The organism is Acinetobacter sp. YH01006 (assembly GCF_013420445.1).
GTDB lineage: Bacteria > Pseudomonadota > Gammaproteobacteria > Pseudomonadales > Moraxellaceae > Acinetobacter > Acinetobacter pseudolwoffii.
In genome coordinates this window covers 22,375-43,756 of the sequence record NZ_VOYB01000002.1, presented here as the reverse complement: position 1 = coordinate 43,756, position 21,382 = coordinate 22,375, and the positions used below count along the sequence as shown (strand labels likewise).

The following is a 21,382-nucleotide window of genomic DNA, read 5'->3' as shown; positions in this document are numbered from 1 at the left end:
AACCTGATTTAGGCTTTTTTGTTTTTAAGAAATCAATATTCTATGGATAGAATGATGCAGCCACTCAAAGATTATTTATTTGCGGATACAGCCCATTACCAAGGAACGGTAAATGAAAATTTCCGTGACCTTGCCCGTCAGTTTAGTCGCCTACAGCATGCTCGCACAGAGCAGGGTGGTGCGGCACTTGTTGTCTATTTTCAGGGACAAAAAGTCGTCGATATTTATACCGGGAAAAAATCGGAATCTGAGGCTTGGCAAACCGATACCATGTCGCTGTGTTATTCGACGGGCAAAGGTGTGCTGGCGACACTGGTACATATTCTGGCCAGTCAGGGCCTGGTTGATTATGACCAGCCTGTTGCAGAATATTGGCCTGAATTTGCGCAAAACGGTAAAGAAAATATTACTCTGGCGCATATGCTGAGTCATCAAAGCGGATTGTTTGATATCCGTAATATCATTGCCGACGCCACTGAAATGGCCGACTGGCCGCAGATGCTAGACCGAATTGCCGCGGCTGAACCACGTTTTCAAGTTGCAACAGATGCGGCCTATCAACCGCTGACCTTTGGCTGGCAGGTCGGTGGTGCATTAGAAAAAGCGACAGCTAAAACTTTAACTGAACTGATGCAGGCATATCTGGTTCAGCCTTTGATGTTGAATGGTGCTTATTTCAGTGTGCCGACCAATGAATTAGCTCGGGTAGCACTGCCGATTTTTAAAGCTAAAGCAGCCAAGTCTCAATCGCAGCCTGCGAAAAAAACAGGATCAAGAAAACCGAATCTGATGGAGCGGGCTTTGATTTGGAGTGGACAAGATCCGCAGGATTTTCAGGATGCGATGATTCCCAAAGGAATGAGGAATTTCAGTTTCTTTAGTGAGCAAGGCCTGCAAGCAATCATTCCATCCGCCAATGGAGTATTTACCGCAGAGAGTCTGGCAAAAATTTATGCCATGCTGGCCAACCGCGGCGAATGGCAAGGACAGCAATTGATCTCGCCTGAAGTTTTTCAGCGTCTCAGTCAGATTCAATGCAAAAAACGCGATCGAGTCATGCCTTTGCCGATGCACTGGCGATTGGGTTATCATCGGGTGCTTACTTTAGGTAAAGCTTCGCAAGGTTTTGGTCATATGGGCTTTAATGGTTCGGGAGCCTGGTGTGACCCTGAGCGCAATTTAAGTTTTGCCTATACCCATAATTTCCCGACAGGTTCATTGACCGGAGATTATCGTCTGTGGGGTTTGACACAGGAAACCTTACGCTGTGCTGATGCCGTCCTGACTGGACGTAAAGGTTGGCGCTAAATATCCCTGATTGGGGAGTTTAGTAAAGTCCTTAAAATATGTTATTTTGGCGTGACTCCCAGTCTGTGGTATGAAGTGATGAAAAAAGTGCTGATGATTCCTCTGGTCGCAAGCAGTGCCTTGTTTGGCTGCCAGGATCAAAACCAATCGACGGCAAATACTGCTATTGAGGCTAAAGCTCAGATTCCTGCCTGGGTCGGGAATTATCAGGGCACCACACCCTGTATGGGATGTTTTTCAAGTTGTGACGATTGTCCGGGTATGGCTGTTGCTTTGAGCTTGCATGATGATCGGACTTTTACGTTATCACGTGAAAGCTTGAGTGGGCATAACCCGATTGAAACCATTACTGGGCCGATTCGTTTTCAGGATGATACGCAACAAAAGATTGAACTGCTGAATGTCGATACCCGCAATCTGGTTTATGTGGATCTGAAAAAGCAGGTTCTGGAAATTCGTGAAGATCAAACAGGCAAACGCTACCAGATGCAAAGTGACTTTATCCTGTTTGAATCGGTCTGATTTTAAGAAAATATATGTTTTATATCCCTTTTTCAATGATTTTGATCAAGAGGTTTTTATTGTTTATAAACCGGCATTCATTTCACTATTTACTAAAAAAACAGTATGCTTAGACCTGTAAAAAGGAGCATACATGTATCAAGTACTTGCGCGAAAATACCGTCCTCGTAATTTTAATGAATTGGTGGGGCAAAACCATGTTTCACGTGCTTTAACCAGCGCGCTCGAACGTGGCCGTTTGCACCATGCCTATTTGTTTACAGGAACGCGTGGTGTCGGAAAAACCACGATTGCACGTATTTTGGCGAAGTGCTTGAACTGTGAGACCGGTATCACCTCGACACCGTGTGAAGTCTGTGCGACTTGTAGCGCCGTCAACGAAGGACGCTTTATCGATTTGATCGAAATCGATGCAGCCTCACGCACCAAGGTTGAAGATACTCGCGAGCTGCTCGACAATGTGCCTTATGCACCGACCCAAGGTCGTTTTAAAGTTTACCTGATTGATGAAGTGCACATGCTGTCCACGCATTCTTTCAATGCTTTATTAAAGACTCTGGAAGAGCCACCTGCGCACGTCAAGTTCCTGTTTGCTACGACCGACCCACAAAAGCTGCCAATTACAGTAATTTCACGCTGTTTGCAGTTTACTTTGCGCCCATTGGCTGTTGATGAAATTACCGAGCATCTGGCCCAGATTTTAGGCCAAGAAAGTATTCAGTCGGATCAGGATGCCATCTGGCAAATTGCCGAATCTGCTCAAGGTTCTTTGCGTGATGCCTTGTCTCTGACCGATCAGGCGATTGCCTATGGTCAGGGTGCGATTCAGCATCAGGATGTCAAAGACATGCTGGGCTTGATTGACCGGACCATTATTTATGATCTGATTCTGGCGATTCACCAGAACCAGAAAGCACAGGTCAGTCAGTTGTTGCTGCAATTCCGTCAGCAGGCTTTGGATGTGTCACTGGTTTTAGATCAGTTAATTTCGACTTTGCATGAACTGGCTTTATTACAATATCTGCCAGATTTAAGTCTGAAATATAGTGCTGAAATCAATCAAAAGATTATGCAATTATCCGGTTTGATTTCGGCGCAGGATTTGCAACTGTATTATCAAGTCGCATGTAAAGGACGCGCTGATTTACAGTTGGCGGTGACTCAGGAACAAGGTTTTGAGATGACGGTGCTACGCTTATTGGCATTCCGTCCCTTACAGCCAAGCGAGGTTCCAGTCGTTCATGAAGCCGCAACTCAACCAATAGCAGCTTCTCCTACACGTCTACAACAGCCCATTCAGACACAATTGCAGTCTGAAACAGTCACAGCAAAAACATTTGAAGCGGAACCGACCTTCGATGATTTCTCTCTGGACGATGAGACGGATGAGGAAGCTTATACGCCATCAATGCCTGAACCATCTTCAGATGATTTTCTCCATGAAGAAAAGTCCACTAATGATCATGCACTTGAGCCTGTTCAACAGGGAGTAATTCAGACAGCGATTGAGGAAGTACAGTCTAGTGATCAGATCGTTTTTGATCCAAATGACGACAAAGGCCTGTTTGGTTTTGATGAAATCGAGAGTAGCGTAGAAGCACCGGCGACAAGCAGCAGCTCGGATGATTTCCTGCTTGAAGAGTTTATTCCTGTAGATGCTGTTACTCATGTCGAAGCAGCACAAGAAATATCTGCTGATGAGGAATTTAGTCTTGCCTCACCGGAATTGGAACTTTCACAGGAAACGATTGCTCAGCCTGTGATTGAAGAAGTCGCTCCGATTCAGACTGCGCTACCGGATGACATTTCCCAAGATTTAAATACGCAGAATCTGATGCCACAGGATATTTTAAAAATCCCTAAGCAAATGTTAGAGGGTGAGTGGAGCGTCGAAAAATGGGAATACTGGTTCCGTAACAGCCAGCTTTCTCCAGCAGTGCAGGAACTGGCACAGTATGGTGTCATGAGCGGACAGATTAATGGCCAATCCGTTTTTCATATCCCTGAGCAATACCAGCAACTTTTGACACAACTGCAACATACTCTGGAAGCTGCTTTACAACAGCAGTGGCCGCAAACTCATTTCCAGGTGAAATTTGAAAGTGTGGACCAGCTAACACCCTATACCATGCAGCATCAGCGGAAGGCTCGTGCCTTTAAACGCGCTGAAGAGCTGTTACAGGCTGAACCTGCGGTACGTGACCTGTTGCAGCAGTTCGATGGTGAATTGCAAAATATTCAGCTGAAATAGACTGGATTTTAAGGCACAACAAATCGAGATAAGGCATCCCGCATTGCGGCTGAAATCGGGGTGCTTTTTCGTGTCTCACGATCGACAAATACATGAACAAAATTACCCTGAGCTGCAGCTGTATCCGAATTGCGTTTAAAAATGGCCAGATCGTAGCTCAGTGATGAATTTCCCATGCTTTCAATGGCCACGCCCACTTCAATAATTTCCGGATAAGACAGTTCCTGATTAAACTGGCAGTTGGAGCTGACCACCAGCCCAATCATCGGAGAGTATTTCGGATCAAAGGCCGCTTCCTGAATCAGCAGGGCATTGGCTGCGGTGTCAAAATAACTGTAATAAGTCACATTGTTGACGTGGCCATACAGGTCATTGTCTGCCCAGCGGGTCTGAATGGGCAAGAAAAAGGCATAGTGTTCGCGTTGTTTGATCGTGGCTTTCATCAGGATTCTCTCTCAGCTAGACAAGGCTTAGTGTGGAAATAGATTTAGGCATAAATCGCCTGGTAAATCTGGTAAGCGTCATCCAACTTGAGTTCGCGTGGATTGTTCTGCAACAGCCGGCTTTGTTGCATGGCATCTTCTGCCATAACCATCAACATCTGTTCTGGTACATTTAACTGCTTTAATTTTAAGGTTAAGCCGCTCTGTATCAGATGATTATTAAAATGATCAATAAACAGATCGGTCAGTCCATCATGACAACCTTTACTGTGGGGATCTAACCAGGTCATCAATTCGGCATAGAGCTGTTTGGCTACAGGTGCATTAAATTTTAAGACTTCGGTCAGCACCAAAGCATTGCTATGTCCATGCGACAGATGAAAATGCCCACCGAGTGGATAAGCCAGCGCATGCACGGCGGCAACCGGTGCGTTGGCAAAGGCTTGTCCGGCCAGCATGGAACCGACCAGCATATTTTGACGGGCATCTAGATCATGACCATCTTGCAGAACACGTTGCAAATTGGCATTCAATAATCTTAAAGCCTGTTTGGCCAGCATATCCGAATAAGGATTTTTCTTGTGTTTTGAGGTATAGGCTTCAATGGCATGTACCATGGCATCGATTCCGGTGGCAGCGGTAATCTGTGCCGGCAAATTCCGAGTGAAAGTCGCATCCAGAATAGCAATATCGGCATAGAGAATAGGCGCGACAATGCCGCTTTTGGTGGTTTCACCTGTAGTAACAATCGAAATTGGTGTGACTTCGGAGCCCGTTCCGGCTGTGGTGGGAACCAGAATTAGAGCTAAACGTGGCCCGGTGGCATTATCGACGCCATACAGATCGGAAAGCGTCTGATGCTGCTCAGGATGCGCCAAAATCGCAATCAGCTTGGCCACATCCATCGAGCTGCCACCACCAAAGCCTAGCACCACATCAATCTTTTCCTGCTTTGCAAAAGCTGCTGCTTCAAGCACTACGTTATCGGGCGGGTCAGCCTGAACATCTGAGTAAATCACATAATCCAGACCGGCAGATTCAATAATATCCAGAATCGGCAGATGTAATTGCTGCTTCAGCATACCCGGGTCAGTCACCAGTAGAAGACGTTGATAACGGCCATTTTTTAGAATTTTAAATAATTCCTGAATCGTGCCTAGTCCGGCAATGATATTGGGGACGGTTTGAAACTGAAAACGATTCATGGCGATATCCTTGATTTTTTTATTGCAAATACGAGATTATTCTATGGTTGTGAGATAGGAATCAGTATATAAATAACTTAACATAAGAATCCTTAAAATAAAGTAGCTCTGAGGTTGTTTATGTCATCCAGAACGCCATACAAGGTGTTATGTGTTTGTTTGGGAAATATTTGCCGCTCTCCCACGGCAGAGGTGGTACTCAGACATTATTGTGATGAACAGCAACTGAATATTGTGGTCGATTCTGCTGGAACCAGTAATTATCATCCGGGCAAGGCCCCAGACCTGCGTAGCCAGCAGCATGCACTGAAACGTGGCTATGATCTGTCAACGCTTCGCGCACGTCAGCTGACCACGCATGATTTTATTGATTATGATCTGATTCTGGCAATGGATCTGGAAAACCTATCTAATATCCAGAATATACAGCGTCTGGCCGAAACTGAGTTCGGTCATTTACGTGCACGCGTTGCATTGATGAGTGAGCATGATCAGGATTATCCACAACAGGCCTTGCCCGATCCTTATTATGGCGAAGCGGATGGTTTTGAACGGGTGCTCGATCAGTGTGAGTCCAGCAGTCAGGCATGGGTTGAAATTTTCAAACAGAATGTACACAAGGTTTAAGCAATGCAGATTCAAACTCAGGTTCAACTTAAACCCTTTAATACCCTAAATTTAGAAGCCGTTGCTTCACACTATGCCCATATTCAATCGACCGATGATCTGCTGGTGGCACTGGATTTTGCTGAACAGCAACAGTTAAATGTGCTGATTCTGTCAGGTGGCAGCAATATGTTGTTGCCTGAACAGATTCACGCACTGGTTTTGCATATCGATATTCAGAGCATTGAGATGCTGGATGGCGATGATCAGTCGCAACGTTTACGCGTGGGCGGCGGGCAGGGCTGGCATGACTTCGTGCTCTGGACTACAGCACAAGGTCTGTATGGTTTACAAAATCTGGCCCTGATTCCTGGGCGTGTTGGTGCATCGCCGGTACAGAATATTGGCGCCTATGGCGTCGAAGTTGGCGAGTTTATCGATTCGGTTGCAGTCTATGATCGTCAGCTCAAACAGTTTGGCTCGATTAGCGCAGCAGATTGCCAGTTTGCCTATCGACATAGTATTTTTAAAGATGAGCCAAACCGTTATGTGATTACCCATGTGACTTTTAAATTACTGAAACAGCCAGATTTGAAACTGAATTACGGTGACTTAAAGACAGCCGTCGGTGATACGCTTACAGCAGAAAACCTGCAACAGCAAGTGATTCAGATCCGTCAAAGCAAATTACCTGATCCGCAAGAATTTCCCAATGTGGGGAGTTTTTTTAAAAATCCGCTGGTAGATCAGCCGGTCTTTGACCAGATTGCGGCATCTTTCCCGAATTTACCCCATTACCAGCAAGCCAATACTCAAGTTAAACTGGCGGCAGGCTGGCTGATTGATCAGGCTGGCTGGAAGGGCAAACAGTTGGGGTCTGTCGGCATGTTTCATAAACAGGCGCTGGTCTTGGTGAATTATGGTCAGGCCTCTCTTACCGATGTGCGTAAAACTTATCGTGCAGTACAGCAGTCGGTCTGGGAAAAATTCAAGCTGCTGCTGGAACCAGAACCTGTATTGTTTGACCAAAATGGATTGATCCGTTCTCATCAGGATGAAAAATGATATGAATAAAACCCACTGGATGGTACGTTTGCTACAAGTGGTCACTGGACTGTTTGTACTATTCGGCTGTCTACTGGTGTTGGTTTATACCCCTTTTTACTCGCAAATGATCGTCAAGGGCTTAAACCAGTTTGTATCTTTAGAACTTAATGAAGTAGCAGCGCAAAGCCAGAAAATGGCAGCATTGAGCGAGCATGAAAATCTGGAACCTGGCTCCGATTTATGGATTGCCCGTCAGGCATATTTAAAGGTCATGGAAAAGGATATCCAACAAAACAATTCTGCCAACCTGATTCTGATTCAGGCACGTTATAAAGCGCTGCAACAGGTCATTGAAGAACATCAGCGTGAGCAGCAAAGTCAAAAGGCAGAGCAAAGTCCGCCTGCTCAAGTTCCATTATTATATTCACAAGTACCGACAGAGCCGGTTGATCCGACTGCAAATGTTCGGAAGTTGCTGGACTGGGACAGCAATGAAAACAAAGAACGTATTGAACAATATATTGAGTTCCTGAGTACGCATCCTATAGAACAAGAAGAGGCCAGCTCGGTACAAGAAACCGCTGAAGAGGAAATTCAGCAGGACCTGGCTTTACTACAAGATCAGCAACAAGTGAAACCGGCGAATAGCTCCCAGCCTTATGCCATTGTGGTGTTGGGTGGCGGTTTAACGCTAGATGAAAAGGGTGAAGAGATTGTGGTCAATCACTATACGCGTTTACGTCTGGAAACCACGCTGGCGGTAGAAAAACATTATCAGTTACCGATTGTGCTGAGTGGTGTAGAAGCGCCGTATATGCAGCGCTGGTTGAAAAACCACGATGTTGATGCCAAATTGCTGGAAGATCGCAGCATGAATACCTGTGAAAATACCCGTTTCAGTTCATTATTATTACAAAAGAAAGGTGGAGCACCGACTGTGATTCTGATTACGGATCGTTATCATATGCCACGGACCCGCCGTTTATTTGCTTTAAATGGCATACAAACCATTCCGGTAGAGGCACCGATGCCGAAGCCTTTGACACGATGGCGTCCAAGTGCGCAAAATTATGATCATAGTCGTCGTGCCAATTATGAAATGTTGGCGACCATGCGCGATATGTGGTTTGGATCTAGTGACTGTCGGGAGGTGCCATAATGTCTGATATCCCATTTTTAAATCCCACGATCCTGAAGCAACTTGATTTACCCATCCCAAGCCGGGATATAACGCCACAACTCTTGCCGCCGTTAAACCTGAATCGTAGTGATGAGCCGCCAATTGATCTGCAATCCTATCGCAAGCTGTATGGCTTTGATTTATTGGACTGCAAACACTGGCAAGGCTATGTACAGATGCCATTGTTTAAATTGCATGTACAGGTATTTGAGCCAAACCTGGAAAATACCCGCTTTGACAAGATTCAGGGCACTGCTTTCTTGCTGCATGGTTATCTGGAACATAGCGGGATTTATCAGCCGATTGTCAAAGAGCTGCTGGAGCAAGGTTTTAGTGTGCTGACCTATGATCTGCCCGGACATGGTCTGAGTGATGGTTCACCTGCCAGCATTCAGAATTTTGATCATTATCAGCAGGTTTTGCATGCCGTACATCGCTATGTACAACATGCCTCGCAATTGCCCAAACCTTGGGTCGGCATTGGACAGAGTACCGGTGGTGCAATCTGGATGCATCACTTACTCGAATTTGCACAGCGCCGCGAAAATCCTTTTGTAGAACGGGTTTTGCTGTTATCGCCGCTGATTCGTCCTGCGAAAACAGCCTGGTGGCATAACTCGGTCGGGCTGGGCATTATTAGCCGGATCAAGCGTGAAGTTCCCCGGCATTTCAGACGCAATAACCATAATCCGGAGTTTCTGCGTTTTATCCGGCTTAAAGATCCGTTACAGCCGCGGATGATGGGTATGGACTGGATTCTGGCGATGTCGCGCTGGATGCTGGAAATGGAAGCGCGTCCGGCCTGTCGTATTCCGGTCTGGCTGGCACAGGGTGCACAGGATCAGACCGTAGACTGGCGCTATAATATCGAATTTATCCGACGTAAATTCCGTCTCCAGACCTTACTGATGCTGGAAGAAGGTTCGCATCAACTGATCAATGAACGCGCGGATATTCGTGCTGCATTGACCGGCTTGATTCCTGCCTTTCTACATGCACAGGGCAGTAAAACCTATTATTGATCTACAATTCAATGTGAAAAAAGGCGTTTGATTAAACGCCTTTTCTAATTTAACTGTATTGAGTTAAAATTTATCCAGTTTAGCCAGGTTCCACATCCGGAAGTAGAAGTTCTCCTCATCCTTATTTTCACAGGATAATAATTCTCCCTCTTTCAACCAAAAATGAATCTGCGCAAAGTTCTTTATTTCGTGATTATTCACACGTTGCGCCAGATGATGTGCCTTAATCGCCGAAGGGTGTTTCAGGCCTGCTGAAGCAATCAATTCAGACAAGGCGTGTAAGGTATTTTTATGATAATGAAACACGCGTTCTGCTTTGGTGGGCACATGTAAGGCCTTTTGACGATCTTTATCCTGTGTGGTGACACCGACAGGACACTGGTTGGTATGACAGCTTTGAGCCTGAATACAGCCGACGGCAAACATAAAACCACGTGCCGAATTCACCCAATCTGCCCCAATCGCGAGCGTGCTGGCAATATCAAATGCACTAATAATTTTACCACTTGCACCAATTTTGATTTTATCTCTTAAACCTGCACCAACAAGGGTATTATGCACAAATAGTAAACCTTCTCTTAGGGGTGCACCGACAAAGTCGATTAACTCAATGGGTGCAGCGCCCGTTCCACCTTCAGAGCCATCGACGACGATGAAATCGGGATAAATCTGGGTGTGCAGCATGGCTTTGACCATACTCATAAACTGCCAGGGCTGCCCCAGACATAGCTTGAATCCGACCGGTTTTCCGTTGGAAAGTTCACGTAATCGTTGGATGAAATTCATCATTTCAATCGGGGTGCTAAAGGCGGGATGACTAGAGGGTGATACGCAATCATGTTCACGGCTGATGCCCCGGATTTGGGCAATTTCTTCCGAGATCTTGCTTTTAGGTAAAATACCGCCATGTCCGGGTTTAGCCCCTTGTGATAACTTGATTTCAATCATTTTTACTTGCGGTAATTTGGCTTGTGCCGCAAAGCGTTCCGGATCAAACTGTCCATCTAAGGTACGGCAGCCAAAATAACCACTGCCAATTTCCCAGACCAGATCGCCCCCATATTCAAGATGATAGGGGCTGATACTGCCTTCACCGGTATCATGGAAAAAATCACCTTTTTGAGCGCCGAGATTCAGCGCACGGATTGCATTGGCACTCATACTGCCAAAGCTCATGGCTGAAATATTTAAAATGGAAGCAGAGAAGGGCTGTGTACATTGCTCATTGCCGATCAGGATACGGAAAGTTTGTGGATCGGCCACCTTACATGGCGTCAAAGAGTGACTGACAAATCTATAATTGTCTTCATAGACATTGAGAATTGAACCGAAAGGTTTATCTGAATTTTCATTTTTCGCCCGCTGGTACACCAGACTACGTTGCATACGGGAAAAGGGCAGTGCATCGCGGTCGGCTTCAATAAAATATTGACGAATCTCCGGACGAAATTCTTCGAAGATAAAGCGGAAATGTCCCATGATGGGGTAGTTTTTCAGAATAGAATGCTTGTTTTGCAGTACATCATACAAACCCAACAGGCTCAGGAGTATACTCAGAATCCACAGGGTATTCACCAAAGTTTGCGGCATAAAATAATAGATATAACGCGGCGAATAACCGATATGGAATGTGGTAAAAATCACTGCAATCAGAATGCAGGCAAACCAGACTGAATGGCGAGAAAAGAAAGTATTGAGCAGCTTGTGCCGTACTAATTGAGCAGGGTTAGCCATTGTAAAATTAAGTCCCTATTTCTACTTCTATAGGGCTTTATGATGTGCAGAGCCAGGTATCTTATGCAAGCATAGAATTGTTATTCAATTTTATAAACTTGCCAAAAATCATACCCAGACAGGCAATCAATCAGTAGCAATTGCAGATAAATTTTGCGGAAAAATTCCTATAGAAAAAATATGCAAAGCACATATATTCTATTTATTTCACAGGCAGAGTGAATGCTTTTATAGTCGATTTATCACCCATACAGGAGTTATAAACCATGACAAAAAAATCCATTCGCTTTAATAATGCCGAACTGGCTTGCTCATGTCTCAGTTCTGTTTAAATATTGAGGTTTCATCCAATCTGCATTTCGGGGTATTAGAGAAAAGCAGGTTGGTACAGCGGTAGACCACCAGAACAATCATAAAAATACAAGCATAATTCTCCAATCCCCAATCTGGGGATTTTTTTATTCTGGAATTACTAAAGCTGAATGAAATCCATTTGGTTAAGGGTTTTCCTCATCCATCTGGCTAACTGCATTGGACACCATACTGGGTTCAATATGTTTAATCTTTTTACCAAAGCTGCGCAGCCACCACACCAGTTGTGAAGTAAAAGGAACCGTCGCACTAATCAGCGACATACCATTGTCCAGTTTTTCAATCTTCTGATCTTTACTGAGCTGACTTTCCTCAAAATAATGTGCATCCGATTCCGACATGCTCAGTTTTAGCATGACATTTTCAGTAGGGTGATTGAAGTCCACCCGGAAGCCCAATGCACCAGAATCGATATAGTCATCAATATCAAAATTCACCGGATGCAGGGCACGTGAATTGAGAACCACTGCCGATTTAAAACGGTGCAGGGCAAAGGTCTGAATATCAGATTTGTCATGACGGGTACAGACCAGATAAATGATGGAGCCTTTTTGCACCAAAGCCAGTGGATTGAGGATATAAGTCTTTTCTTCGCTGTTGTGACCGCGGCCCTGATAGACACATTCCAGCTGTTTGTCCTGCAATAAGCCTTCATATACCGCCTGCTGTGCAGTCTTATCCACGAAAGGTGGAATGAGCGGTTGGGTGGCTGGCACAATCCGTACCCGATTGATCCATTGGCGGACATTGTTTTGCGAGGACAGACTGCGGCGTGCCAGATCAAACCAGGGATTCATTTCTTCAATCAGGCTCGGTGGCAACAAATGTTTTAAATGTTCTTCGACCATCATAAAGGTGACCGCCTGTGAACTGGTCATATGCGGCAAGCTTTGCAGCGGTGCATCTGAGCGCCAACGCCAGCCTTGTGGTGTGGTCTTGCTGCTTTCGATTGGAAAGCGCTGCGCAATCTGGTTCAGGTCACGCTGAATGGTACGCAGGCTGATATCAATTCCTTCGCGATTCAAGATTTCCTGTAATTCACGTGTTCCCATCCATTTGCCGGTAGAAAGACGCGACAAGATTTGCCATTGGCGATACAGGCTATTCGAGGTTTCTTTTTCTTGTGCTGACATAATTTATTTTGCTGGCGATAAAGAGGATGGGATTTAGGCTTAGACTAACACAATAAAAAAACTCTCATTTTTTCGCAAGTCTTTCTGCGCAACAATTGTCCTACAAACTAAAAACAACTTGGTAAGAAATGGCATTGAGTTCAGGGCGCATTTATTAGATTAATGGTAGTTGCAATATAGGTTCAATGGCATGGATATTGCTTTGATTTAATTATAATAGATGATAAGACGAGGTTTGTATGCTTAAAGGAAATCGGGATACAAATGTAATTGAAAAAATTGATAATTTTAGTTCCCCAAATCTTGGGAAAAATTTTATAGAGGCTAAAACAGCAACGGTATCTACTACAACGAATCCACAACTTTTACTGCAGCAGTTATCTTCAAAGTTCTTTAATGAAATGCAGGATGAACATGTGTTGTCCAGTCAGGCTGGTCAAAGACTGGAAGAATGGTTATCACAACATACGCTGGATGAACTCAATGCACTGAATCAGGTAGCAAAAGAACATTTTTTACATCACGGTATTACCTTTACCGTTTATGGCGATGAAGAAGGCGTAGAACGCACCATTCCCTACGATATCATTCCGCGAGTCATAGACCGGAAGCAGTGGAATATGGTGGCTTTAGGCTCGGCACAACGGATACGGGCGCTAAATTTATTCTTACATGATATTTATCATCAACAGGACATTTTAAAAGCCAATATTATTCCTGAGTTGCAGATTTTAACTCATGAGGCCTATCAGCCGCATATGTATCAACATAGCTTGAAAGGCGGGATTTATAGCCAGATTAGCGGGATCGATGTGATCCGTGATTCCAAGGGCGAGTTTTATGTCTTAGAAGATAATCTCAGAACGCCATCTGGTGTTTCTTATATGCTGGAATGCCGCAAGATCAGTGAAAAACTGATGCCGAAAGTATTCGAGCAGTCCAAGATTGCCGGAATCGAGCAATATCCACGATTATTGAAAGAAATCCTGATCGAAAATGCCTACGTCGACAAGCCATTTGTCGTGGTATTAACTCCAGGACGTTTTAATAGCGCTTACTATGAACATGCTTTCCTTGCAAGAGAGATGGATGTGCCATTGGTAACATCACGTGACCTTTTTGTTGATGACTCGAAGGTTTATGTAAAAACCATACGTGGTCGCCAACGAGTCGATGTTATTTATAGACGGGTCGATGATGCGTTTCTTGATCCCTTATGCTTTAAACCGGATAGCACTTTGGGTGTTGCTGGCTTGATGTCGGCTTATTTGCAAAATAATGTCGTGATTGCCAATGCGCCGGGAACCGGTGTGGCAGATGACAAATCGGTTTATCCATATGTCGACAAAATGATTCGTTTTTATTTGGGCGAGCAGCCAATTCTAAAAAATGTTCCGACTTATCAATGTCGTAATTCTGAAGAATTAGACTATGTCGTGGCTCATTTGGATCAGCTGGTGGTGAAAGAAGCGCAGGGTTCGGGCGGTTATGGCATGCTCATTGGACCACAAGCGTCTAAACAGCAAATTGAAACTTTCAGGGAGAAAATTTTAGCTGCGCCGCATTTATATATTGCGCAGCCAACTTTGGACTTATCGGTTAGTCCGACTTTGACCAATTTTGGTATTGCTGAACGTCATATCGACTTACGCCCATTTGTATTAAGTTCGCCTTATCGTACTGAAATCGTACAGGGTGGCTTGACACGTGTGGCGATGCAACCCGGCTCACTGGTGGTGAATTCATCACAAGGTGGCGGTATCAAAGATACCTGGGTAGTCGACAATTTACATTCATAAGATTCCAAAGAAGGAAAATGTCATGGTTTTGCTGAATAGCAATGCGCAACATATTTTTTGGTTAGGGCGTTATTTATCTCGCACTCATTTTTTATGTGCGCGCTTTCCATTTTTAGAAGACGAAGCGGCAGTGGCATATGCCCATGCTTTCTGTTTACCTGCCTTTGATGCCAGTTCCTTAAATGAGCTGGTACTTGATCCTACGCAAGTGGCGTCTTTTAGCCAGCAGTTTAAAGTGGCCAAAGACAATATTCAGGAATTGCGTGGGGTGCTGTCTGCTTCAGGCTATGCAGAACTGATGAAACTGATCAAAACCGCAGACAAAAATGCCGGTTATATCTGTGAAGTGATAACGGAATGTGAAGATATTCTGGAAGCCGAATCTTCCGATATCTTCCTGTTTTTCAGTTTAGGGCAATGTGTCGAACAGCTCGATCACCAGTTACGCCTGGGTGAAGAAACCAGTACTACACTGTGCAAGATTGATTATGTGGTCAGAATTCTCGTAGAAATGGGCTGGGATGATCTGGAACAGTACTGGGAGCAGTTACGTACAGAGCCGAATCGAATCCAGTTCTATCAGTTTAGCGACCATATTCATCAACTGTTTGAGGCAGATGTATGAAATTGATGGTGAATCACCAAACGCACTATATGTACACGGCCGAGGTAAGGAACAGTATTCAGTACATTAAAATGATGCCTTCGAGCAATGCGCATCAGCGGGTTCATTCTTGGGATATCAGTGTACCGGGTAATAAAGAAATCCGGAAAGATGCATTTCATAATCTGTGGATGACCTGTAGCCAGCGGGAGCCTTATCATTCCCTGACCATCATGGCGCAAGGGATTGTTGAGCTGAATCCTGCGCATCAGAGTGGACTGAATGATTTAATCAATCCCAATCTTTTTCTACAGCCGACCGAATCAACACAATGTAATGCAGCAATGAAAGATTTTGCACAACGTCATGTTCCTGCATTAACCCGTCAGCATTTGATCGGACTGGCGCAGGCCTTGCTGGAACATGTGCCTTATATTTCCAACAGTACTTCAGTGCAAGGCTCTGCAATAGATGCCTTTGAGTCCAGACAGGGCGTCTGTCAGGACCATAGTCATATTTTTATTGCCATGTGCAAATATCTAGGTTTGCCTGCACGCTATGTTTCTGGTTATTTATATGCACAAAATGCTTCGCATCTGGCCAGTCACGCTTGGGCAGAGGTGTTTGTAGACCAGACATGGTATTGTTTTGATGTCAGTAATCTGTTGTTTACTCCAAGTTCGCATGTTTATGTGGCGATTGGACGGGATTATTGGGATGTGGCACCGGTACGCGGTGTTAGAGAAAAGGGCGGTGTGGAATCCATGCATTCCATCGTTCAAGTGCTAGGATGTTAATAAGGACGAATGAATGACGTATTGTTGTGCACTACGTTTAGAGCAAGGTATGCTTTTTATCAGTGATACCCGGACCAATGCCGGAGTAGATCACATTTCTGTATTTCGAAAGTTGTATACCTTTGGTATTCCTGGGGAACGTATGATCGTCATACAGGCATCCGGAAACCTGGCAACCACACAAGCCGTAATTGGTCATATCAAAAATCAGCTCGAACTGAAGCAGGAACCCAATATCTTGAGTCTGCACACCATGTTTGATGTTGCTGAGCTGGTGGGAAGTATGCTGAAAAAAGTGATTGCGAATGTTACGAGCGATATTTCGGAACAAAGCAATTACTATTGTAATCTGCTGGTCGGTGGACAACTTAAAGATCAGGATATGCAGCTTTATCATGTCTATCCGCAAGGGAACTTTATCTGTGCCACACGCGATACGCCGTATTTCCAGATTGGTGAAAGTAAATATGGCAAGCCGATCCTGGATCGTGCGCTGACTTATGATATGCCGCTGGATGAAGCTTTGCGCTGTTCCCTGATTTCATTTGCATCGACCCTACGTTCCAATGTATCGGTCGGTATGCCACTCGATGTGCTGGTCTATAAAAAAGACAGTCTGATCATGCCACGAGGCAAGCGTATTGCCGAAGATGATGAATATTTCACGTCGATCAGCCGGCAATGGTCAGACACCTTGAAAAAAGGACTGGCAGCGCTACCTGTTCCATCGAATGAATATTTTCTGTAAAAGGTATTCTGGTCCAGTTTTTTCGCGTACAGTATGAACTTCTGTGCACCCGCATAATAAAAATAGATAAGTTAGCGCATGTACCAATTTTGTTACGCCAGTAAAAGTACGTCTTCTAAAGTTGATTTGCTTGAAGATCTGACCAATATCCTGAAAGAAGCACGTGATTTTAATCATCGCTATCAAGTCACAGGCGTGCTGTATTTTGCCGATGGTTATTTTTTTCAATGTCTGGAAGGTGAGTGTTTAACCTTAAAAAGTCTGCTGCTCGAGAGACTCAGTAAAGATCCTCGCCATCATGATATTAAATTGTTTGAGACCAAGGAAATCGAATATCCGAGTTTCCCCGACTGGTCGATGAAGTATATTTCTAAACGCAGTCAAATCCAGCAATTCTGTCAGGACATGGGATTTAATGACTTTAATCCTTTTGCCTTTCAGCAACATCATGTCGATGCTTTATTAGAGCAATTGAGTTTAGAGCAGGCTGAAGAACAAAAATCAGCTTAAATAAAAAGCCCAACTTCTACTGGACTTTTTTGGCTCTGAGGATCAACTCAAATAACTTTACGTAGCGGACGATGACTGAGTCTGCATAACAGTTCATAACCAATGGTGCCATTGGCTTCAGCAACATCATCGACCAAACGGGTATTCCCCCAAAGTTCGACTTGAGTACCAGGTTTTACCTGCACAGCAGTTACATCAATCGCGATCATATCCATTGCTACACGACCAATGACACGCGTTTGCTGGCCATTAATCGCCACATAGTTCTGTTTCGGGAAAGCACGAGGGTAGCCATCACCATAGCCAATTGAAACAATCGCAAGTGTCATGTCTTGCTCAGCTGTAAATGTTGAACCATAACCGACATGCTCACCTGCCTTGATATGGTTAAGTGCAATCACTTCGGCAGTAAAGGTCATGACTGGTTTTAAATCCAGATCATGCACATCACGATCTGCAAATGGAGTCGCGCCATAAAGCATGATCCCGGGACGGACAAAATCAAAATGCAATTCTGGATATTTATAAATGGCTGCTGAATTACAGCATGAACCCATCAATGGTGCGCAGTCATTTTTAATTTCTAAGAATTGACGGATTTGTTCATCATTCAGCGGGTGATCAGCATCGGCATTGGCAAAATGCATCGCCAAAACACAAGTAAAACCTTCAGCTTTGAGTTGATTGATCACGTCTTTAATTACATCAATTTTAAAGCCAAGACGGTTCATCCCGCTATTCAGCTTGACCCAGACTTTCAGGTCTTTGGCGATATAAGCATCTTTATGTGCCAAGAGCCAATCGACCTGTGCCTGCTGATGCACAATCACTTCAATATTCTGATCAATCACGATTGGCATTTCGTCTGCAACAAAAACACCTTCGATGAGCGTGATCGGCTGTTGATAACCCAGTTCACGAATTTCCAGGGCTTCTTGTAAGCATGCGACACCAAAAGCATCGCTTGCACTTAAGGCTGCCAGGCAGTCTTTAACTCCATGTCCGTAAGCATTGGCTTTGACCATACTGACGATTTTAGCGGTTGGGGCAAGTTGTTTGACACGGTTTAAATTATATTGCAGTGCTGCACTGTCAATATAAACTGTAGCTTGGCGCACCCTAAATTACTCCTGGAGGGACGATGGAAATCTGATGATTGAGCTTGTTTACTCTTCATCATCATACTGAGCATAAAACTCAGGTGAGAGATTACTAAAACGGGTATATTGACCTTCGAAAGCCAGACGTACCGTACCAATCGGGCCGTTACGCTGCTTACCAATAATAATTTCAGCAGTGCCGGCTTCCTTTGATTCCTTGTTATAAACCTCGTCGCGGTAAATGAACATGATCAAATCGGCATCCTGCTCGATTGCACCGGATTCACGTAAATCGGACATCACCGGGCGTTTATTGGGGCGGTTTTCCAGGGCGCGGTTTAACTGGGAAAGTGCAATCACAGGGCACTGCATTTCTTTGGCTAAGGCTTTTAAACTTCGTGAAATTTCCGAGATCTCGCCGACACGGTTGTCGCCCATACCGGGTACTTTCATCAACTGAAGATAATCGACCATGATACAGCCGAGTTTGCCACCATGCATTTTGGCAATACGACGGGCACGGGAACGTAATTCAGTTGGTGGCAGGGCAGAGGAATCATCGATATACAGGTTTTTTTCCTGTAAATGCACAATGGTACTGGTCACTTTTGACCACTCATCGCTGTCCATTTTGCCTGAACGCAAATGCCCCTGATGCACACGGCCAAATGACGAAATCAAACGCATGGCAATCGAATCCGCTGGCATCTCCATAGAATAGACCAGCGCCGGCAGGTTGTTATTAAATAAAACGCTTTCGACCAGATTCATGGCAAAAGTGGTTTTACCCATGGACGGACGCGCTGCGACAATAATCAGGTCGCCGGATTGCATGCCTGAGGTTTTATTATCCAGTTCCACAAAACCTGTGGTTAAACCGGTAATGCTACCTTCCATTTGTGATAATTCATTCAATTTATCAAAAACATCGGCAACGACAGAGTTAATCGGTTTAGGCCCTTGCGCCTTGGCATTGTTATTATGTTGTTCTGCAATCGAGAAAATATTGGTTTCAGCCAAGTCCAAAATTTCACTGACGGTACGGCCTTTGGTGTCATAGGCATTTTGTAAAATTTCAGAGCTGACTTTAATCATGTTGCGCAGGGTCGAGAATTCTTTAATTTTGCCTGCATAGGTTTCCAGGTTGTAGAAACTCGATGGCGAGTCTGCCATGAGCTGCATCAGATATTCTTCACCGCCAATCGCATCCAGTAAATTCTGCTTGATCAGCCAGTCATGCACCAGTACCGCATCATAAGGTGAGTTTTCTTTAGAGAGCTGATCAATGGCGCGGAAAATATATTTATGTCGGGTCGCATAAAAATCATTTTCAGTCAGCACATCACCGACCTGTTCAAAAGATTCGGCAACGGTCATTAATGCAGCAAGTACGGCTTGTTCAATCGCTAAATTGTGCGGTGGAGTACGAAATTCCTTGAGATTGCTGTTCTCAGTACTGATTTCGATATTAGCGCTGGTCGGCTTTTTGCTGGCATTCGCCTGTGACATATAAATCCCTGATTTTAAATACAATGGTTAAACATTATCGGAGATGAATAGCTTTTATTCACTACGACATGAAATCATACGCGTTCTGAAATCAAATGCGAAGGGTAAATTTTCATTTGTATGGGTAATAAAATAATTTTTAAGCAGGAGATACCTGTCATTTTTTTATAGATAAAAAAAGAGCATGCTTTCGCATGCTCTTTTTGAGGCGAGAAATTACTCAGCTACGATAGTAACCAGAACTTCTGCAGTAACATCATGGTGCAATTGGATTGCGATGTTAAATTCGCCAGTGTGACGAAGTGCGCCATTTGGAAGACGTACTTCTGCACGGTCTACTTCTAGACCAGCATTTGTCAACGCGTCAGCGATGTCACGAGTACCGATAGAACCGAATAGTTTACCTTCGTCACCAGCTTTCGCAGTGATTACGATATTTACTTCGTTCAATTGGTCAGCACGTGCTTGAGCAGCAGCTAAAACATCAGCTTCAGCTTTCTCAAGTTCAGCACGACGAGCTTCAAAAGCAGCAGTGTTTGATTCTGTTGCAGCAACTGCCATACCTTGTGGGATAAGGAAGTTACGGCCATAACCAGCTTTAACTGATACTTTATCGCCTAGTTTACCTAGGTTTTTAATGCGTTGTAATAAGATAATATCCACAGCTCAACCTCACTTATGATTGTCAGTGTAAGGGATCAAAGACAAGAAGCGAGCTTGTTTAATAGCTAGCGCCAATTGACGTTGGTAACGAGCTTTAGTACCTGTAATACGGCTAGGAACAATCTTGCCGTTTTCAGTGATGTACTGTTTTAAAGTGTCGATATCTTTGTAGTCGATGTACGTAACGTTCTCAGCTGTAAAGCGGCAGAACTTGCGACGACGGTAAAAACGTGCCATGTTATGTTCTCCTTAAGCTTCAGCAGAGTCTTGAGCGTGTTGTGCTTCTTCACGTTGAGCTTTACGCGCACGTTTTTCTTCAGCACTTTTCGCCAATAGTGACTCTTCAGTGATTGCGTTTTCACGACGGATGATAAGGCTACGAATGATTGCATCGTTATAACGGAACAATTCTTCAAGCTCATCAAGAGTAGTCTGACCACACTCAACATTCATAAGAATGTAGTGAGCTTTGTGGATCTTGTTGATTGGGTAAGCCAATTGACGACGGCCCCAGTCTTCAAGACGGTGGATTTGACCTTCAGCTTCTTTGATGTGAGTTAGGTAGCGTTCTACCATACCAACGACTTGATCGCTTTGATCAGGGTGTACTAAAAGTACGATTTCGTAATGACGCATTGTCAGCTCCTTACGGTTTGGACAGCCCCAATTTAAGTAAATTGAAGCAAGGAGTCACAACCAAGGTTGTGTCGCAGTGTTTGCGAGCCAAGAATTTTAGAGGGTTTAGGTTTAAAATACAAGTCATAGCTTTGAAATAGCTAAATTCAAATATTAAGTTATATTTATTCTTTTGTGTTTATTGAAGTTTTTT

At 44.3% G+C, this 21,382-nt stretch carries 21 protein-coding genes; 12 read left to right on the top strand and 9 right to left on the bottom strand.

The genetic code is table 11. The annotated features are described in order from the left end of the window. Positions 1–54 precede the first annotated feature (54 nt). The 3 genes from FTT73_RS01755 to dnaX all read left to right on the top strand — a co-directional run bounded on the left by FTT73_RS01755 (position 55) and on the right by dnaX (position 4,081). Positions 55–1,308: a serine hydrolase domain-containing protein gene (locus FTT73_RS01755; RefSeq protein ID WP_373686426.1), complete on the top strand. Its 1,254-nt coding sequence runs from the start codon at positions 55–57 to the stop codon at positions 1,306–1,308. Positions 1,309–1,386: 78 nt separating this feature from the next. Beyond that, positions 1,387–1,830, top strand: a complete 444-nt coding sequence (locus FTT73_RS01750; RefSeq protein ID WP_034608473.1) for a copper resistance protein NlpE N-terminal domain-containing protein — start codon at positions 1,387–1,389, stop codon at positions 1,828–1,830. A gap of 133 nt (positions 1,831–1,963) precedes the next feature. Beyond that, complete coding sequence (gene dnaX / locus FTT73_RS01745) at positions 1,964–4,081, top strand: DNA polymerase III subunit gamma/tau (RefSeq protein ID WP_180190922.1); 2,118 nt, start codon at positions 1,964–1,966, stop codon at positions 4,079–4,081. Between the two features lie 8 nt (positions 4,082–4,089). Here dnaX and FTT73_RS01740 read toward each other — a convergent pair whose 3' ends face one another. Both FTT73_RS01740 and FTT73_RS01735 read right to left on the bottom strand, forming a co-directional pair. Beyond that, on the bottom strand, positions 4,090–4,524 hold the full coding sequence (locus tag FTT73_RS01740) for a thioesterase family protein (protein WP_100329603.1): 435 nt from the start codon (positions 4,522–4,524) through the stop codon (positions 4,090–4,092). A 44-nt stretch (positions 4,525–4,568) separates the two neighbouring features. After that, positions 4,569–5,729 (bottom strand): iron-containing alcohol dehydrogenase, encoded by a 1,161-nt coding sequence (locus tag FTT73_RS01735; RefSeq protein WP_005170476.1) that lies wholly within the window; start codon positions 5,727–5,729, stop codon positions 4,569–4,571. 120 nt (positions 5,730–5,849) lie between these two features. Here FTT73_RS01735 and FTT73_RS01730 point away from each other — a divergent pair, with 120 nt between their 5' ends. The 4 genes from FTT73_RS01730 to FTT73_RS01715 are packed head-to-tail and all read left to right on the top strand — an operon-like array spanning position 5,850 to position 9,584. Beyond that, positions 5,850–6,356 (top strand): low molecular weight protein-tyrosine-phosphatase, encoded by a 507-nt coding sequence (locus FTT73_RS01730; RefSeq protein WP_005170478.1) that lies wholly within the window; start codon positions 5,850–5,852, stop codon positions 6,354–6,356. A gap of 3 nt (positions 6,357–6,359) precedes the next feature. Then, positions 6,360–7,400, top strand: a complete 1,041-nt coding sequence (murB, locus tag FTT73_RS01725) for a UDP-N-acetylmuramate dehydrogenase (RefSeq protein ID WP_180190921.1) — start codon at positions 6,360–6,362, stop codon at positions 7,398–7,400. Between the two features lies 1 nt (position 7,401). Then, positions 7,402–8,541, top strand: coding sequence for a YdcF family protein (locus tag FTT73_RS01720; protein WP_100535329.1), 1,140 nt, complete (start codon positions 7,402–7,404; stop codon positions 8,539–8,541). Continuing rightward, positions 8,541–9,584 (top strand): alpha/beta hydrolase, encoded by a 1,044-nt coding sequence (locus FTT73_RS01715; RefSeq protein ID WP_180190920.1) that lies wholly within the window; start codon positions 8,541–8,543, stop codon positions 9,582–9,584. Before FTT73_RS01720 ends, FTT73_RS01715 begins: the two co-directional genes overlap by 1 nt. Before the next feature lie 63 nt (positions 9,585–9,647). Here FTT73_RS01715 and FTT73_RS01710 read toward each other — a convergent pair whose 3' ends face one another. Both FTT73_RS01710 and FTT73_RS01705 read right to left on the bottom strand, forming a co-directional pair. After that, the gene (locus FTT73_RS01710) at positions 9,648–11,318 is read right to left on the bottom strand and encodes an FMN-binding glutamate synthase family protein (RefSeq protein WP_005097253.1); all 1,671 of its coding nucleotides are present in this window, start codon (positions 11,316–11,318) and stop codon (positions 9,648–9,650) included. A 497-nt stretch (positions 11,319–11,815) separates the two neighbouring features. Then, complete coding sequence (locus tag FTT73_RS01705) at positions 11,816–12,823, bottom strand: YafY family protein (protein ID WP_005097252.1); 1,008 nt, start codon at positions 12,821–12,823, stop codon at positions 11,816–11,818. Positions 12,824–13,062: 239 nt separating this feature from the next. On the opposite strand from FTT73_RS01705, the gene FTT73_RS01700 reads away from it, so the two are divergent. From FTT73_RS01700 to FTT73_RS01680, 5 genes are all read left to right on the top strand, one after another. Beyond that, positions 13,063–14,622, top strand: coding sequence for a circularly permuted type 2 ATP-grasp protein (locus FTT73_RS01700; protein ID WP_180190919.1), 1,560 nt, complete (start codon positions 13,063–13,065; stop codon positions 14,620–14,622). 22 nt (positions 14,623–14,644) lie between these two features. Next, on the top strand, positions 14,645–15,247 hold the full coding sequence (locus tag FTT73_RS01695; protein WP_180190918.1) for an alpha-E domain-containing protein: 603 nt from the start codon (positions 14,645–14,647) through the stop codon (positions 15,245–15,247). Beyond that, complete coding sequence (locus FTT73_RS01690) at positions 15,244–16,023, top strand: transglutaminase family protein (RefSeq protein ID WP_180190917.1); 780 nt, start codon at positions 15,244–15,246, stop codon at positions 16,021–16,023. The genes FTT73_RS01695 and FTT73_RS01690 overlap by 4 nt, the downstream gene beginning before the upstream one ends. Positions 16,024–16,036: 13 nt before the next feature. Further along, entirely contained in the window at positions 16,037–16,771 is a 735-nt protein-coding gene (locus FTT73_RS01685; protein WP_180190916.1) for a proteasome-type protease, read from the top strand. A 78-nt stretch (positions 16,772–16,849) separates the two neighbouring features. Further along, positions 16,850–17,281 carry a BLUF domain-containing protein gene (locus tag FTT73_RS01680; protein ID WP_180190915.1) on the top strand — a complete coding sequence of 144 codons (432 nt, stop codon included), beginning with the start codon at positions 16,850–16,852 and terminating at the stop codon, positions 17,279–17,281. Between the two features lie 47 nt (positions 17,282–17,328). On the opposite strand, the gene alr is transcribed toward FTT73_RS01680, so the two are convergent. The 5 genes from alr to rpsF all read right to left on the bottom strand — a co-directional run bounded on the left by alr (position 17,329) and on the right by rpsF (position 21,189). Further along, entirely contained in the window at positions 17,329–18,399 is a 1,071-nt protein-coding gene (alr, locus tag FTT73_RS01675) for an alanine racemase (protein ID WP_180190914.1), read from the bottom strand. Positions 18,400–18,447: 48 nt separating this feature from the next. Continuing rightward, complete coding sequence (dnaB, locus tag FTT73_RS01670) at positions 18,448–19,890, bottom strand: replicative DNA helicase (protein WP_180078260.1); 1,443 nt, start codon at positions 19,888–19,890, stop codon at positions 18,448–18,450. 216 nt (positions 19,891–20,106) lie between these two features. Next, on the bottom strand, positions 20,107–20,553 hold the full coding sequence (gene rplI / locus FTT73_RS01665) for a 50S ribosomal protein L9 (RefSeq protein WP_004645413.1): 447 nt from the start codon (positions 20,551–20,553) through the stop codon (positions 20,107–20,109). 9 nt (positions 20,554–20,562) lie between these two features. Continuing rightward, complete coding sequence (rpsR, locus tag FTT73_RS01660) at positions 20,563–20,790, bottom strand: 30S ribosomal protein S18 (RefSeq protein ID WP_005097242.1); 228 nt, start codon at positions 20,788–20,790, stop codon at positions 20,563–20,565. 12 nt (positions 20,791–20,802) lie between these two features. Further along, complete coding sequence (rpsF, locus tag FTT73_RS01655) at positions 20,803–21,189, bottom strand: 30S ribosomal protein S6 (protein WP_004278789.1); 387 nt, start codon at positions 21,187–21,189, stop codon at positions 20,803–20,805. Between the last annotated feature and the right edge of the window lie 193 nt (positions 21,190–21,382).

What these genes read in the sequence shown, in the direction of transcription:
- FTT73_RS01755 (WP_373686426.1), top strand. Translation starts at nt 55, where the DNA reads ATGCAGCCACTCAAAGATTATTTATTTGCGGATACAGCCCATTACCAA.
- FTT73_RS01750 (WP_034608473.1), top strand. Translation starts at nt 1,387, where the DNA reads ATGAAAAAAGTGCTGATGATTCCTCTGGTCGCAAGCAGTGCCTTGTTT.
- dnaX (WP_180190922.1), top strand. Translation starts at nt 1,964, where the DNA reads ATGTATCAAGTACTTGCGCGAAAATACCGTCCTCGTAATTTTAATGAA.
- FTT73_RS01740 (WP_100329603.1), bottom strand. Translation starts at nt 4,524, where the DNA reads ATGAAAGCCACGATCAAACAACGCGAACACTATGCCTTTTTCTTGCCC.
- FTT73_RS01735 (WP_005170476.1), bottom strand. Translation starts at nt 5,729, where the DNA reads ATGAATCGTTTTCAGTTTCAAACCGTCCCCAATATCATTGCCGGACTA.
- FTT73_RS01730 (WP_005170478.1), top strand. Translation starts at nt 5,850, where the DNA reads ATGTCATCCAGAACGCCATACAAGGTGTTATGTGTTTGTTTGGGAAAT.
- murB (WP_180190921.1), top strand. Translation starts at nt 6,360, where the DNA reads ATGCAGATTCAAACTCAGGTTCAACTTAAACCCTTTAATACCCTAAAT.
- FTT73_RS01720 (WP_100535329.1), top strand. Translation starts at nt 7,402, where the DNA reads ATGAATAAAACCCACTGGATGGTACGTTTGCTACAAGTGGTCACTGGA.
- FTT73_RS01715 (WP_180190920.1), top strand. Translation starts at nt 8,541, where the DNA reads ATGTCTGATATCCCATTTTTAAATCCCACGATCCTGAAGCAACTTGAT.
- FTT73_RS01710 (WP_005097253.1), bottom strand. Translation starts at nt 11,318, where the DNA reads ATGGCTAACCCTGCTCAATTAGTACGGCACAAGCTGCTCAATACTTTC.
- FTT73_RS01705 (WP_005097252.1), bottom strand. Translation starts at nt 12,823, where the DNA reads ATGTCAGCACAAGAAAAAGAAACCTCGAATAGCCTGTATCGCCAATGG.
- FTT73_RS01700 (WP_180190919.1), top strand. Translation starts at nt 13,063, where the DNA reads ATGCTTAAAGGAAATCGGGATACAAATGTAATTGAAAAAATTGATAAT.
- FTT73_RS01695 (WP_180190918.1), top strand. Translation starts at nt 14,645, where the DNA reads ATGGTTTTGCTGAATAGCAATGCGCAACATATTTTTTGGTTAGGGCGT.
- FTT73_RS01690 (WP_180190917.1), top strand. Translation starts at nt 15,244, where the DNA reads ATGAAATTGATGGTGAATCACCAAACGCACTATATGTACACGGCCGAG.
- FTT73_RS01685 (WP_180190916.1), top strand. Translation starts at nt 16,037, where the DNA reads ATGACGTATTGTTGTGCACTACGTTTAGAGCAAGGTATGCTTTTTATC.
- FTT73_RS01680 (WP_180190915.1), top strand. Translation starts at nt 16,850, where the DNA reads ATGTACCAATTTTGTTACGCCAGTAAAAGTACGTCTTCTAAAGTTGAT.
- dnaB (WP_180078260.1), bottom strand. Translation starts at nt 19,890, where the DNA reads ATGTCACAGGCGAATGCCAGCAAAAAGCCGACCAGCGCTAATATCGAA.
- rpsR (WP_005097242.1), bottom strand. Translation starts at nt 20,790, where the DNA reads ATGGCACGTTTTTACCGTCGTCGCAAGTTCTGCCGCTTTACAGCTGAG.
- rpsF (WP_004278789.1), bottom strand. Translation starts at nt 21,189, where the DNA reads ATGCGTCATTACGAAATCGTACTTTTAGTACACCCTGATCAAAGCGAT.